The sequence below is a fragment of the Sphingomonas faeni genome (assembly GCF_030817315.1).
Taxonomy (GTDB): Bacteria; Pseudomonadota; Alphaproteobacteria; order Sphingomonadales; family Sphingomonadaceae; genus Sphingomonas; species Sphingomonas faeni_C.
In genome coordinates, this window is record NZ_JAUSZF010000001.1 from 2,338,882 (window position 1) to 2,352,412 (window position 13,531).

At 65.7% G+C, this 13,531-nt stretch carries 11 protein-coding genes; 6 read left to right on the forward strand and 5 right to left on the reverse strand.

Annotation, left to right across the window (positions count from 1 at the left end; all coding sequences use genetic code 11):
- Positions 1-128: 128 nt before the first annotated feature.
- On the reverse strand, positions 129-1,127 hold the full coding sequence (locus tag QFZ54_RS10830) for an adenosine kinase (RefSeq protein ID WP_307087007.1): 999 nt from the start codon (positions 1,125-1,127) through the stop codon (positions 129-131).
- Between the two features lie 528 nt (positions 1,128-1,655).
- Between QFZ54_RS10830 and QFZ54_RS10835 the strand changes: the two genes are divergently transcribed.
- Positions 1,656-2,345, forward strand: a complete 690-nt coding sequence (locus QFZ54_RS10835; RefSeq protein ID WP_307087008.1) for an EI24 domain-containing protein — start codon at positions 1,656-1,658, stop codon at positions 2,343-2,345.
- Positions 2,342-2,713, forward strand: coding sequence for a hypothetical protein (locus QFZ54_RS10840; protein ID WP_307087009.1), 372 nt, complete (start codon positions 2,342-2,344; stop codon positions 2,711-2,713). The genes QFZ54_RS10835 and QFZ54_RS10840 overlap by 4 nt, the downstream gene beginning before the upstream one ends.
- 755 nt (positions 2,714-3,468) lie before the next feature.
- Here QFZ54_RS10840 and queG read toward each other — a convergent pair.
- Positions 3,469-4,605: a tRNA epoxyqueuosine(34) reductase QueG gene (gene queG, locus QFZ54_RS10845; protein WP_307087010.1), complete on the reverse strand. Its 1,137-nt coding sequence runs from the start codon at positions 4,603-4,605 to the stop codon at positions 3,469-3,471.
- Positions 4,606-4,649: 44 nt separating this feature from the next.
- On the opposite strand from queG, the gene QFZ54_RS10850 reads away from it, so the two are divergent.
- The 4 genes from QFZ54_RS10850 (at position 4,650) to msrB (ending at position 8,853) form a co-directional block, all read left to right on the forward strand.
- Positions 4,650-5,576, forward strand: coding sequence for an ABC transporter ATP-binding protein (locus tag QFZ54_RS10850; protein WP_307087011.1), 927 nt, complete (start codon positions 4,650-4,652; stop codon positions 5,574-5,576).
- Positions 5,573-6,808 carry an ABC transporter permease gene (locus QFZ54_RS10855; protein WP_307087012.1) on the forward strand — a complete coding sequence of 412 codons (1,236 nt, stop codon included), beginning with the start codon at positions 5,573-5,575 and terminating at the stop codon, positions 6,806-6,808. Before QFZ54_RS10850 ends, QFZ54_RS10855 begins: the two co-directional genes overlap by 4 nt.
- A gap of 166 nt (positions 6,809-6,974) precedes the next feature.
- Complete coding sequence (locus QFZ54_RS10860) at positions 6,975-8,213, forward strand: cytochrome P450 (RefSeq protein WP_307087013.1); 1,239 nt, start codon at positions 6,975-6,977, stop codon at positions 8,211-8,213.
- A gap of 142 nt (positions 8,214-8,355) precedes the next feature.
- Entirely contained in the window at positions 8,356-8,853 is a 498-nt protein-coding gene (gene msrB, locus QFZ54_RS10865; RefSeq protein ID WP_373458506.1) for a peptide-methionine (R)-S-oxide reductase MsrB, read from the forward strand.
- 393 nt (positions 8,854-9,246) lie between these two features.
- Here the strand turns inward: msrB and QFZ54_RS10870 are convergent, their stop codons facing one another.
- The 3 genes from QFZ54_RS10870 to QFZ54_RS10880 form a co-directional block, all read right to left on the reverse strand.
- Complete coding sequence (locus tag QFZ54_RS10870; protein WP_307087015.1) at positions 9,247-9,864, reverse strand: CHAP domain-containing protein; 618 nt, start codon at positions 9,862-9,864, stop codon at positions 9,247-9,249.
- Between the two features lie 136 nt (positions 9,865-10,000).
- Positions 10,001-11,890, reverse strand: coding sequence for a M1 family metallopeptidase (locus tag QFZ54_RS10875; protein ID WP_307087016.1), 1,890 nt, complete (start codon positions 11,888-11,890; stop codon positions 10,001-10,003).
- Between the two features lie 204 nt (positions 11,891-12,094).
- The gene (locus QFZ54_RS10880) at positions 12,095-13,528 is read right to left on the reverse strand and encodes an MFS transporter (protein ID WP_307087017.1); all 1,434 of its coding nucleotides are present in this window, start codon (positions 13,526-13,528) and stop codon (positions 12,095-12,097) included.
- Positions 13,529-13,531: the final 3 nt, after the last annotated feature.

The following is a 13,531-nucleotide window of genomic DNA, read 5'->3' on the forward strand; positions in this document are numbered from 1 at the left end:
GGACGCGAAAAGGGCCGCGGGAGGAAACTCCCGCGGCCCTTTTTTTGTGTCTCGTCACCAAAGCTTGTTCTCCCGCGAAGGCGGGAGCCTAGTCTGGGTCCCCGCCTGCGCGGGGACACAAGCTTGGGTCAGCCGATGTGCTTGGCGGCGAGCGCCTTCATGTCGACCATCGGGCGGGCGCCGACATGGCTGATGATCTCGGCCGCGCAGACTGCACCGAGCTTCAGCGATGCGTGCAGGTCGTAGCCCTGCGCCTGGCCGTGGAGGAAGCCCGCTGCGAACAGGTCGCCGGCCCCGGTGGTGTCGACGACCTTGGCGATCGGCTCGGCCTTCACTTCGGCGCGATTGCCGTTCTGGATCGCGCAGGCGCCGTGCTCGCCGCGGGTGACGACCAAAGTGGGGACCTGGGCCGAGATCTTGGCGACGGCGGCGTCGAAGTCGTCGGTCTCGGCGAGGGCGGCGAGTTCGCTCTCGTTGGCGAAGAGGATGTCGATCAGGCCGTCGCTCAGCAGCTGGCGGAAATCGGCGCCATGGCGCGAGATGCAGAACACGTCGCTGAGCGTGAACGCGACCTTGCGCCCTGCCCCGCGTGCGCAATCGATCGCGGCGCGCATCGCGGCGCGTGGCTCTTCGGGATCCCAGAGATAGCCTTCGAGATACAGGATCGCGCTGTCGGCGATCATCGCGGTGTCGATCGCGGCGGCGGGGAGGAATTGCCCTGCGCCGAGGAAGGTGTTCATCGTGCGCTGGCCGTCGGGGGTCACGAAGATCAGGCAGCGGCCGGTGGTCGGCGCACCTTCGCGGACCGGGGTGGCGAATTCGATGCCGATGCTGCGGACGTCGTGCGCGAAGACCTGGCCGAGCTGATCGTCGGCGACCTGGCCGATGAACCCGCATTTACCGCCGAGCGCGGCAATGCCGGCGACGGTGTTGGCGGCGGAGCCACCGGAGATTTCCATGCCCGGGCCCATCTTGGCGTAGAGCGCGTCGGCGTCCTCCGACGAGAACATGAGCTGCATCGAGCCTTTGGCGACACCGATCTCTTCGATGAACGCGTCGTCGGCGGTGCTGAGGATGTCGACGATGGCATTGCCGATCGCGACGACGTCGTAAGTGGGTGTGCTCAAGGGGGAACTCCGGGGATGCGGGAAAGCCTTGCCGTAAATGGCGGGGGGGATTGGTGCAACTGGTGTGGGGATGAGGGGGCGTACGGAGGCGGGGCCTGTGGAGCTGCCGGAGCGGATGCCGTCCCGATAAGCACCACCCCGGCGGAGGCCGGGGCCCAATTGGAAAGGTGGTCGTAACGGAGCGCCGCGTTACGTCATTGGCGTCCCCCATTTGGGCCCCGGCCTTCGCCGGGGTGGTGGTTTTTGGTTGCTGGTTTCCGCGATCTAATCGGTTCTAGCCGTCGCGGCTGTTCTCGCGGTTACGCGGTTCTCGCGGTTACGGCGATGTTGTGGGATTGGTCGCTCCATGCGCGCATTGCAGCACCGCACTCTGCTGTTCCCTCGCGAACGCGGGGGTCTAGGGTCTCGGACGGTGTCTGTGGTTTAGCTGGCCCCCGCGTCCGCGGGGGAACGGGTAAGCGAGGTGCTGCGCTCCATCATCGGGAAACCCGCGTTGACCTTCCATCGACGCAGCGCCATCCAGAGCCGATGCTCCGTGCCCTTACCCTCTCGCTCGGCCAACTCACCGACCCGCCCGTTCTGCGCGTGTTCGTGAAGTCGATGCTGACCACGCTGTTCGTCTTCGCGCTGCTCGGCGTCGGTACGTGGTGGGGCACGCAAGCCGCGTTGGCCGCGTGGCTTAACTGGCATGCCGACGGCCTCGCCGCGGCGTTCGCGCTGTTCGTCACGATCCTGGCGCTGTGGCTATTGTTCCGCGCGGTCGCGATCGCCGTAGTCGGGATCTTCGCCGACGAGGTGGTCGCGGCGGTCGAGGCCCGGCATTATCCCGAAGCCCTGCGCACCGCCCGCCCCGTGCCCTTCGCGCGCAGCCTCGCCATGGGGCTCCGCTCGGCGGGTCGCGTCGTTCTCGTCAATTTGGTGATGCTGCCGGTCTACATCGCGCTGCTTGTCACCGGGGTCGGCACGGCGGCCGCGTTCTTCGTCGTGAATGGCTGGCTGCTCGGGCGCGATCTCGGCGACATGGTGGCGGCACGGCATATGGATGCGGCGGCGATGCGGGGCTGGCGTGCGACGACCAAGAGCGGGCGGTTCGTGCTGGGGCTTGCGAACACCGGGCTGTTCGTGGTTCCGGTCCTCAACATCGCCGCGCCGGTTCTCGGCGCGGCGATGGCGACGCATTACTTCCACGCCCGATATTCTCGCAAAGGCCGGCCATGACGCGATTGACCACTATAGCCGTCGCGGTGGCGCTCGGCGGCGGACTGGCGGGCTGCGCGGCCCCGGTCGCCAAGCCCGCCGTTGGACGCCCGGCGATCCCCTATACGAGCGTCGGCCTCGAACGCGTGCTGGGCCAGGACGCCGCCGGCTTGACCAAGCTGTTCGGCCAACCCGATGCCGACGTGCGTGAGGGCTCGGCACGAAAACTCCAGTTCCAGAGCGGGATCTGCGTGCTCGACGCGTATTTGTATCCCAAGGGATCCGACGCCCCCCGCGTCACCTACCTCGACGCCCGCGAACCCGACGGCAGCACGATCGACCGCGCGAGTTGTGTCGCCGCGCTGACTAGGCGCGAGGGGGGCAAGTAGCGGCAGGCATCGCCCAGAGTCCCGACATTCAAGCGCCTCGGGATATTCTCACAAGCGGTCGTTCATTCAGATAGCAGCTAATTGCCTGCGAAGGCGGCCTGAGCAGGCAACCAGTCGGGGAGCTAATTACCGCGCCTGCCTTGGCAACTGCGCCAATGAGAGGATATCTAGCGCACGTACTGTAGGCGAGTTAGGTACAGCGCCGTTCGGGAACGAGTGATCCTGCCGGCAAGCGCGAGTCGCCAAGAATAGCGCAAGCCTTTCGACGCACATAAGCTTCGTGGGTAGCGGTGAGCTTGCCACCATCTTGTTCTAACAGGGAGTCTGCTTCAGCACGTAAGGCAATAGCACGTTCCAGCTTGTTTGCTCGCATAGTCGGTGTCTCTGAAAGACCAAGTCTACCAGTCGTGCTAGGAAGCAACATGCTGTAATTAGGACCGTTCATGCTCATGGCGGGGCCCGTAATCTGTGCGGAAGCCGGGACTGTCACCAACACAAAAGCTAAGCCAATCAGAGTCCTCATTTTGAGCGCCCTTCCTAGATGGACCGTATCAAATAACCCTAGTCCTAAAATCACTAGAACTGAGATTGGTTGCGACAGGCGGGGAACGTTATGCCCAAACCCTGCCATTCCCAAGCTCCCAATAATACCAGTCAAAACGGTAGGCCCGCAATGTCGGTTATTGCCACCTGCCTTCTCGAAACAGCTCTTCCGCTAACCTCTCCATCACGGACGTCGCTTGATCGTCACGCGTCTACGCCGCGCAGGTCCATTCGGCGATGACGGAGTCGTCGACTTCCTGGGGTAGACGGCGGCGGCGCTCGGTCCGACAGCGTAGGTCGTCGAGCCGGGCCAGTGCCCATATCGCCGCGCCTCGGATCGAGGGGGCGGGGTCGTCGAGCAACGCGGCGACCGCAGCGACCAGCGCCGGATCGCCGCTGTTACCCGCCGCGATCAGGGCGTTGCGGATCATCTTGGTGCGGCCGATGCGCTTGATCGGGGAGCCGGCGAAGACCGTGCGGAAGGTAGCGTCGTCGAGCGCGAGGATGTCGGCGAGTTCGGGCGCGACCAGTTCCGCGCGGGGGTGGAAGGCAAGGTTCGCGTTGGCGGCAACGGCGAACTTGTTCCAGGGGCACACGGCGAGGCAATCGTCGCAGCCGTAGATGCGGTTGCCGATCGCGGCGCGGAACTCGTGCGGGATCGGGCCGGCATGCTCGATCGTGAGGTAGGAGATGCAGCGACGGGCGTCGAGCTGGTACGGCCGTGGGAAGGCCGCGGTGGGACAGGCGGTCTGGCAGGCGTCGCAACTGCCGCAGGTGTCGACCCCGCCGCGGTCCGGCTCCAGGTCGAGCGTCGTGTAGATCGCGCCGAGGAACAGCCAGCTGCCATGCTCCCGGCTGACGAGATTGGTGTGCTTGCCCTGCCAGCCCAGCCCGGCGGCTTCGGCAAGTGGCTTCTCCATGACCGGGGCGGTGTCGACGAACACTTTCAGGTCGAACGGCGGCAAATCGCGCCCGGCTTCCTGCGCCAACCAGCGGCCGAGCGCCTTCAATTGGCGTTTTACGACGTCGTGATAATCCGGGCCCTGCGCGTAGACCGAGATGCGCCCCACCCCGCCCTCGTCCGCCAGCCGCAGCGGATCGTCCTTCGGGGCGTAGCTCATGCCGAGCGCGATCACGCTGCGGACCTCGGGCCAGAGGCCGGCGGGGCTCTCGCGGTGGTGCTTGCGCTCCTCCATCCAGATCATGTCGCCGTGCCGCCCATCCGCGAGCCATTGGTGGAGCCGTTCGCCGGCACGTGGCGCTGCATCGGCGTGCGCGATTCCACAGGCCGCAAAACCCAATTCGGCCGCCTTGGCCTTAAGTCGGTGTTCCAGCTTGTCTTGCGCCACGTCCGACCGCTACCACGACGTCACCCTCGGGAGGAAGATTGCGCGTGAACGATGAATGGGCGGTCACTGCGAGCGGGATCGTGAAGCGGTTCGACGATCGGCGCGTGGTCGATGGGGTGGATATCATGGTGCCGCGCGGCTCGGTGTACGGCGTGCTCGGGCCCAATGGCGCGGGCAAGACGACGACGCTGCGCATGCTGCTCGGGATCATCGAGCCCGACGAGGGATCGCGCACGCTGCTCGGCTACGACAATCCGCGCGAGGCGAGCGACCGGGTCGGCTATCTGCCCGAGGAGCGCGGGCTGTATCCGGCGATGAAGGCGCGCGAGGCGATCGCGTTCCTGGGGGCGTTGCGCGGGCTCGACTGGAAGACCGGCCGCGAGCGTGCGGTGGTGCTGATGGAGGCCGCTGGCCTTGGCCATGCGGTCGACGAGAAGATCCGGAAATTGTCGAAGGGCATGGCGCAGCTGGTGCAGCTGCTCGGATCGGTGGTGCATCAGCCCGATCTGCTCGTGCTGGACGAGCCGTTTTCGGGGCTCGATCCGGTCAACCAGGAGCGGCTCGAGGCGCTGATCCTCGCCGAGCGGGACCGCGGCGCGACGATCCTGTTCTCGACGCACATCATGAGCCATGCCGAGCGTCTGTGCGACCGGCTGGCGATCATTGCCGGCGGCAAGCGGCGGTTCGAGGGGACCGTGGCGGACGCGCGCGGAATCCTGCCGCAGCGTGTGCATTATACGCCGCATCGGCCCGATCAGGCGATCCGCGGCGTGTTGCCGGCGGATGCCGTGGCGGACGGGGATAGCTGGCGGTTCGAACTGCCGAACGAGGGGATCGAGAGTTTGCTCGTGAGGTTGATCGACGCGGGGTACGGGATTTCGGGGCTGTCGATCGAACGGCCCGGGCTGCATGAGGCGTTCGTCCGGATCGTCGGCCAGCATGGCGACGTCGCGCAGGAGCAGGCGGCATGACGCGCTTCCGTCGGACGCTCCGCCAGACCTTCACGATCGCGCGGCGCGACTTCATCGCTACCGTCTTCACGCCGATCTTCCTGCTGTTCCTGTTCGCGCCGGTCATCATGGGATCGTTCGGCGCGATCGGTGGGCTGGGCGCGGCGAGCGTCAGCGGCGGTGCGCAGGACAAGACGCGGATCATCGCGATCGTCCCCGCCTCCACCGCGCGGCCGATCGACGAGGCCGACGCCCGGCTGCGCGGCATGTTCCGCGACGAGGAAGCTCCCCCCGAACTGTCGATCGTCGCACCGACTGCCGATCCGGCAGCGCAAGCGCGCGCGGCATTCGAGACGAAGGACATCGATGCGTCCGCAGTGCTGTACGGCCCGCTCGACGCGCCGCAGATCCTGTACGGTCCGCGAGGGAAGCGCTCGGCGGATTATCTCGGGTTGCTCGCGCAGACGACGCTGGCCGCGCAGAAGCTCGGCGGCACGCTGCCGACGATCGCGGCGACAAAGACGCGGATCACGCGTTCGACCACGTCGGTCGGGGGCCAGCACCAATCCGCCTTCTTCGCGGTGTTCGGGATCTTCTTCCTGACGCTGTTCCTGTCGGGCCAGGTCGTCGGCACGATGGCCGAGGAGCGCAACAACAAGGTGATCGAGGTGCTGGCCGCTGCGGTACCCTTGGAGTCCGTGTTCTTTGGCAAGCTGATCGGGATGTTCGGCGTGGCGGTGCTGTTCGTCGCGTTCTGGGGCACGGTCGTCACGCAGATCACGTCGCTGATGCCCGCCGCCGCCGCGGTCGCGCTGGGCGACCTGACGCCCGCGGTCGGGGGTCCGATGTTCGCGCTGCTGTTCGCAGGCTATTTCAGCATGGCGTACCTGTTGTTGGGGTCGGTGTTCCTCGGCGTCGGCGCGCAGGCGTCGACGATGCGCGAGATCCAGATGCTGTCGCTGCCGATCACGATCCTGCAGGTGGCGATGTTCGGGCTCTCGTCCGCCGCGGTCTCGCGTCCGGGAAGCTGGATCGCAACGTTTGCCGAACTGTTCCCGCTGTCGTCGCCGTTCGCGATGGCCGGGCGTGCGGCGAACGCGCCGGAACTGTGGCCGCATGTCGCGGCGTTGGCGTGGCAGGCCTTGTGGGTGACGATCTTCATCACGGTAGGCGCACGGCTGTTCCGGCGCGGGGTGCTGCAATCGGGCAGTGCGCGGCCGTTCTGGCGGCGGAAGGCGAAAGGGGCGGCGTAGGTTTTGCAAACCTTCCCCGCTCCCTCTCCCGTTCGCCCTGAGCGAAGTCGAAGGGTAAGTCCCGCACACAGGTGCTTCGACTTCGCTCAGCACGAACGAAAATTGTGGCCCTATTGACATAGGTGTCAGCAGAGCCTCTCCTATGGCAAAACACGGGAGAGAGACGATGGCGACTCTGGTGAGAGACGTGACGCAGGATGCGGTCGATCCGCTCGATGTAAGCCGTGCAGAGCTGTACCGCGACGATGTGTGGCAGGCGCCTTTCAAGACGCTGCGGGCCGAGTCTCCGGTCCACTATGTCGAGCATTCCGACTACGGGCCGTACTGGTCCGTCTCGACCTACAAGGGCATCGTCGAGGTCGAGTCGCTCCCCGATCTTTATTCCTCCGAAGCGGGTGGAATCACGATCGCGGATTTCGTCGCCGAGCGCGATGTCCGCATGCCGATGTTCATCGCGCGGGACCGCCCAGTGCATACGGGTCAGCGCCGCACCGTCGCGCCTGCCTTCACGCCGAGCGAAATGACCCGGATGTCAGGCGATATCCGGCGGCGGACCGCGGATATGCTCGACAGCCTGCCGTGGAATACGCCGTTCGACTGGGTCGACACCGTCGCGATCGAACTGACCACACAGATGCTCGCGATCCTGTTCGACTTCCCTTGGGCGGACCGGCGGAAACTGACTTTGTGGTCGGACTGGGCGGGCGATATCGAGATCGTGAAGAACGAGGAACTGCGCGGTCAGCGGCTCGCGCACATGTTCGAATGCGGCTCGTATTTCAAAAACCTCTGGGACGCGAAGATCGACAAGGATCCAACGCCCGACCTGATATCGATGATGATCCATTCGGACGCGATGAGCCACATGGATCACAACGAGTTCATCGGGAACCTCATCCTGCTGATCGTCGGCGGCAACGACACGACGCGCAATTCGATGTCCGCGCTGGCGTACGGCCTGGACAAATTTCCGGAATCGCGTGCGAAACTAGAGGCGGACCCGACGCTGATCCCCAACGCGGTAAGCGAGATCCTCCGCTGGCAGACACCGCTCGCACATATGCGGCGAACCGCAACGGCGGATGCGGAATTGATGGGGCAGCAAATCAGGGCGGGGGACAAGCTCGCGCTCTGGTACATCTCGGCAAACCGCGACGAGAGCGTGTTCGGCGACGATGCAGACGTGATCGTGGTGGATCGGCCGAACGCGCGACGGCATCTGGCGTTCGGGCACGGCATCCACCGCTGCGTCGGCGCACGGCTGGCCGAAATGCAGATCGCGATTTTGCTGGAGGAAATGGCGGCGCGGCGAATGCGGATCAACGTGCTGGCGGAGCCTACGCGGGTCGCCGCGTGCTTCGTGCACGGGTATCGGACGCTGCCGGTCGAAATCAGCAAATACTGACGGCCGACCCCGTCATCCTGGCTCGACCAAGGATACAGAGCCACGCATGGCGCGCCCGATACTCTGGATCCTGACTTTCGTGAGGATGACGGGGCCTGTGTCGCATCCTGTTCGCCGACGGAATCGTACTTATATCATGTCCATGACCAACACGTCCCCAGATCGCCGCGCTTTCCTCACGCTTGCCGGGGCGGGTGTCGCCGGCTTTGCGCTATGGGGATGTTCGTCGCAGCCTGCGCAGGCGGCCGAGCGGTTCGAGGTCAACCTGACCGACGCGCAGTGGCGGAAGAAGCTGTCGCCGGATGCGTATAATACGTTGCGCAAGGAGGGCACCGAGCGGCCCTATTCCAGCCCGCTGAACGGCGAGCATCGCGCGGGGATCTTCTCGTGCGGCGGGTGTGCGTTGCCGGCGTTTTCGTCGAAGACCAAGTTCGAGAGTGGGACGGGGTGGCCGAGCTTCTGGCAGCCGTTGCCTAACGCGGTGCGGACGCGGGTGGATTCGACGCTGGGGATGGCGCGGACCGAGGTGCATTGTCGGCGGTGCGGGGGGCATTTGGGGCACGTGTTCGATGATGGGCCCAAGCCGACGGGCAAGCGGTATTGCATGAATGGCGATGCGCTGACGTTTAGGGCTGCTTGAGGGCGCTCGACCTGAGGTGGCCACCACGTATCTTACTAAGCACGTAAGACTTGTTCTCCCGCGAAGGCGGGAGTCCAGACTGGGCTCCCGCCTTCGCGGGAGAACAAGGTGGCGGACGTAGCGGCTATTGGGAGCTAGCTCGCTCAAATAGTTCTCACACCACCCTCCCCTCAACACCTCCCCGGCGAAGGCCGGGGTCCAGTTGGGAGACGTCGCTAACGGGGGTGGCGCGCTGTTACAGCGACCTTTCCAACTGGGCCCCGGCCTCCGCCGGGGAGGCGTTTATCGGGTTAGATTGCTGCGCTTGGCTGTCCCGGATAGCTCAGGCGTGGCCCAATGGCTATTTGTCGTCGACGTCGGAATAGCCTGGCATCACCCTGCAAAACCCAAACCTCAGTTCGCCTCGTTCACCAGCGTGAAGATGCCGCGGGGATCGGTTGGGCCGTGCTGGATCGTCGCAAGCTGTGCGGCGTTGGCGCGCTGCGTTGCGGTGATGGTGCGGGTGGCGCTGGCCATCTGATACGAGGGCTGCGCATCGAGCGTGTCGCCGGCAGGCGCGTGGCCCGAATAGATGAAGCCCTTGGTCGGATAAGCCGAGGTGCCGAGGCCGCCCTGCGGGCCGTACCAGACCTTGACCATGCTCCAGTCGCCGGCATCGGAAACATCGACCGCGCGGACGTTGGTCTCGACGGCACCGCGACGCGACCAGTTGGCGTGGGTAAGGAGGACTTCGCGGTCGCTGACGACCTTCGAGACCATCGCGACATGGCCGACGCGCATCCGCGAGGTCGGCGAGAAGGCGAGGACGGAGCCGGCCTTCGGGGTGTGGCCGCGCTCGTAGCGACCCTCGGCCTGGCTCCACCAAGTGTTTGCGTTGCCACGGATTTCGATGCCGGACACCGAGCGGGCGAACGTGACACACTGCCAGAACTGGGCTGCTGCCGGTGTGGCCGTCATCAGGCCGCACGATACCACCAGCGCAAAACGCGCTGCTAACGCCTTGAAATTCATCGAGACCCCCCGGCCAAAACCCGTTCGTCACAGTCTGGCTACGGGAGGTTCGAATTAATTGAAACCCGGTCGGGAACCATATCCGACGAAGCGTGTTACCGCGCCGACCAACGCCCCGAACATGGCTCCGTAAGGCTCAGTTCATCAGTTTCCAGCCGGTTATGCGATCCACCGTGACCTGCGTGACCGCATGATAGCCCGGCCGCGCCTTGCCGTAGATGTCCATCGCCAGCTTGTGGCCCCAGTCGCCCGAGTCCATCATCTGCTGGAACAGCGGCGCGACGAACTTGCGCCTCCCCTGCGAGGTCAGGAACTGCTCGGCCGAGGCGTCGGCGGGCGCATAGTGATTGGCAAGTGCGAGTTGCAGCCAGGCGAAGCGGATTTCCGAATTGCCGGTGGTGTTCCAGCCGAACGCGTCGTCGAGCGTCTTCAACCGCTCGGCCGGGAGTTTGCGCGGGAGTTGCGTGATGAAGCGCGTGATCTCCTGCGTGGTCGCTTTTCCGGGAACCGCGGACACCGGTCCACCCGCTGCGTACGCCTTGGCCGCCGCATCGACCGCAGGGAACGCGGCGGACGTTATGTGAACCGCGTTCGCCGGGATGCCGGGTTGGTAGACCCAGGGGTCGACGCCGATCGTCTTCGCCTCCGCGGGGGTCAGCAGCTTCGACTTGAGGTCGGCGAGGAAGCCGGCGCTGGTCTGCGGCTGGAAGGCGTGGCGGTCGAAATAGCTGCGGAGGTATGCGTCCCACCGCGCGCGGCCGACCTGTTTCTCGATCGTACGGAGGAAGGCCGCGCCCTTGTCATAGGCGATCTGCGTCATGCCGTCGTCGGGATCGCGCGAGGCGTCTAGCTCGAGGTGGAGTTGCGTGTCCTTCGCGGCGGGGCCGCCGGCCTCCTTCACCGCGGCGAGCATGTCGGTCCAGGCGAGGTCGGCCTCCATGTCGGCGCGGCGCTTGCCGTAGAGTGCCTCCATGATCCGGTTCTCGAAATAGCTGGTGAAGCCTTCGTTGAGCCAGAAATCGTCCCACGTCGCGTTCGTCACGAGGTTGCCGGACCAGCTGTGCGCGAGTTCGTGCGCGATCAGCGAGACGAGGCTGCGGTCGCCGGCGATCGCGGTCGGCGTGGCGAAGGTGAGCGTCGGGTTCTCCATGCCGCCGAACGGGAACGACGGCGGCAGGACCAGCACGTCGTAGCGGCCCCAGCGATACGGGCCGTACAGACCCTCGGCGGCGGCGACGAACTTCTCCAGCTCGCCGAATTCATACGCGGCCTTGGCGAGCGTCGCGGGTTCGGCCCAGATGCCGGTGCGCGGGCCCGTGGACTTGAACGCGATGTCGCCGACCGCGAGCGCGATCAGGTACGGCGCGACGGGCTTGTCCATCTTGTATGCGAAGGTGCAGCGGTCTGCGGTGCAGGTTTTACCCGCAGCATCGGCGACACGGTCCCCGCTCATCACCGCGGTCAGCTGCTTGGGGACGGCGATCTTGGCTTCCCAGGTCTGGCGGATGCCGGGGGAGTCCTGCGTCGGAATCCAGCTGCGGTTGAGGATCGCCTCGCCCTGGCTGAACAGGAAGGGCTGTTTCTTGCCCGCGGTCTGCGCGGGGGTGAGCCATTGCAGCGCTTTCGCGTCGGGCGACGAGGCGTAGGCGATGCGGATCTTCTTCGCGCCGTTCAGCGTGACGGTCAGCGGTGCGCCGTGGATCTTGTCGACCGCGGCGACTTCATAGGGCAGCGGCTTGCCGGCCATGTCGGTGATGTTGACGATCTTGAGGCCGTTGTCGTCGAGCACGACCTGTTTGGCGCCGGGGGCCGCGAGGATGTCGAGGGTGGCGATGCCGCGGATGACGTGGGTGTCGAAGTCGGCGGCGAGATCTAGCGCGACGTGCGTGACGCGGGCTTCGGTGGGGCGGGCATAGCTGTGCGGGTCGCGTGCGTCGGGGGTGGTGAGGATCGGGGCGATCGTCTGGGCGGCTGCGGGCGATGCGAGGACGAGCGTCAGGGCGGTGGCTAGTGCGGGGATGCGCATGGGAACTCCGATGGTGCCGTTCCAAGGGAAAGGCCAAGCGTCGGTCCTACCGCCCTGCCACTCTCACTGGAAGAGCGGCGGTCATCGTTGTACTCCCCTCCCTGGAAGGGAGGGGTTGGGGGTGGGTTGGCCTATTGGCTGACGAAGCGCTTCCCCAGCGGCCGACCCACCCCCGGCCCCTCCCTTCCAGGGAGGGGTGAAGAGTTAGGGCGTGGTCGTCGGACCCGCTGCCAGCCTTGCCAGCCTTGCTTCGTGCTCCACCCGCCCGAACGGGAAGCGCGAGAAGAAGAACGCCGACACGCAGGCTAGCGCGATGTAGAGCCCCGCGTAGATCAGCGTGAGGCGGTCGATCGTCCCGACCGGCACCGTGCCCGGCGTAGCCTTGGCCGGGAAGCCCGCCACCGCGAGGATCATGCCCGCGAAGAATATCCCGATCCCGCTCGTGCATTTCTGGACGAAGAACGAGCCCGCGAAGAACACGCCTTCGGACCGCCGGCCCGTCTTCGCCTCCGAATCCTCGACCACGTCCGCCATCATCGACGCGCCAAGGATGAACCCGGTGACGTTCGACGCGGTGCCGAGGATGAAGAACCCGAACAGCATCGGCAACAGCGTGGACTCGCCGACCTCCGGAAACACGCCGAGCATGCGCAGCCAATAGGGCGTGGTATTGAGCGCCGCACCGCATAACACCGCGGTCATCGCCGCCTTGGGCTTGCTGGCCGACTTTCCGAGCCGGGGCGCCGCCAGAAATGCGAGAAAGACGCCCGAAAACAACGCGATGGTCAGATATACGAAGGTCGGGCCCTTGAAGCCCCATACGTAGATATAGAGGTAATTCGACATCGCGTAGCTGATGCCCTGGATCGTGTAGGCGCAGACGCCCGCCGCCATGAGGATCGCAAAGGCGCGGTTCTTCACCGTTTCGCGCAGTTCGGCGAAGGAATCGCGCAGGGTCTGGCGGGCGATCGGGGCGTTGGGGAGATGCTTGATCTCGTGGTGCGTGCCGAGCGCCGACACGAGGATCGCGACGCCGATGAGCAGCGCGCCCGCGAGCGCGAAGCCGCTGTAACCGGCGCGGTTGAGCAGGCCATTGGGGAACGCGGCGGTGGGCGCGAGGAAATATTTGTACGCGGACAGCAGCATCAGCAACCCGCCGACCCAGCCGAACAGATAACGATACGCCATGATCCGCGTGCGCTCGTCATAGCCGGAGGTGAGCTCGGGGGTCAGCGCGACCGAGGGGACCTCGTAGCAACTCACCGCGCTGCGCACGAGCACCGCCATCACGAACAGCCAGATCAGCGTCTGCGGCTCCGACATCACCGAGGGCGGGTTCCACAGCAGCAGCCAGCCGATCATGATCGGCAGCGCAGATGCGTACATCCACGGATGCCGCCTGCCCCACTTCGTCCGCGTGCGATCGGAGAAGAAGCCGACCGCCGGGTCGACGAACGCGTCGATCAGCAGCGCCATCATGATGACGAGGCCGACGGTGGCGGAGGGCAGCCCGACGACCTGATTGTAGAACAACAGCAGGAACGTGCCGAACCCGGCGTCCTTCACCCCGTAAGCTACCGCGCCGAAGCCGTAGCTCGCCATCGTGCCGTTCGAGAGGCGGCGGCCCTGAGCGCTCATGAC

Excerpts from the sequence above, each read along its gene's own strand:
- QFZ54_RS10835 (WP_307087008.1), top strand. The coding sequence starts at position 1,656 with ATGCTCCGTGCCCTTACCCTCTCGCTCGGCCAACTCACCGACCCGCCC.
- QFZ54_RS10840 (WP_307087009.1), top strand. The coding sequence starts at position 2,342 with ATGACGCGATTGACCACTATAGCCGTCGCGGTGGCGCTCGGCGGCGGA.
- QFZ54_RS10855 (WP_307087012.1), top strand. The coding sequence starts at position 5,573 with ATGACGCGCTTCCGTCGGACGCTCCGCCAGACCTTCACGATCGCGCGG.
- QFZ54_RS10860 (WP_307087013.1), top strand. The coding sequence starts at position 6,975 with ATGGCGACTCTGGTGAGAGACGTGACGCAGGATGCGGTCGATCCGCTC.
- msrB (WP_373458506.1), top strand. The coding sequence starts at position 8,356 with ATGACCAACACGTCCCCAGATCGCCGCGCTTTCCTCACGCTTGCCGGG.
- QFZ54_RS10870 (WP_307087015.1), bottom strand. The coding sequence starts at position 9,864 with ATGAATTTCAAGGCGTTAGCAGCGCGTTTTGCGCTGGTGGTATCGTGC.
- QFZ54_RS10875 (WP_307087016.1), bottom strand. The coding sequence starts at position 11,890 with ATGCGCATCCCCGCACTAGCCACCGCCCTGACGCTCGTCCTCGCATCG.
- QFZ54_RS10880 (WP_307087017.1), bottom strand. The coding sequence starts at position 13,528 with ATGAGCGCTCAGGGCCGCCGCCTCTCGAACGGCACGATGGCGAGCTAC.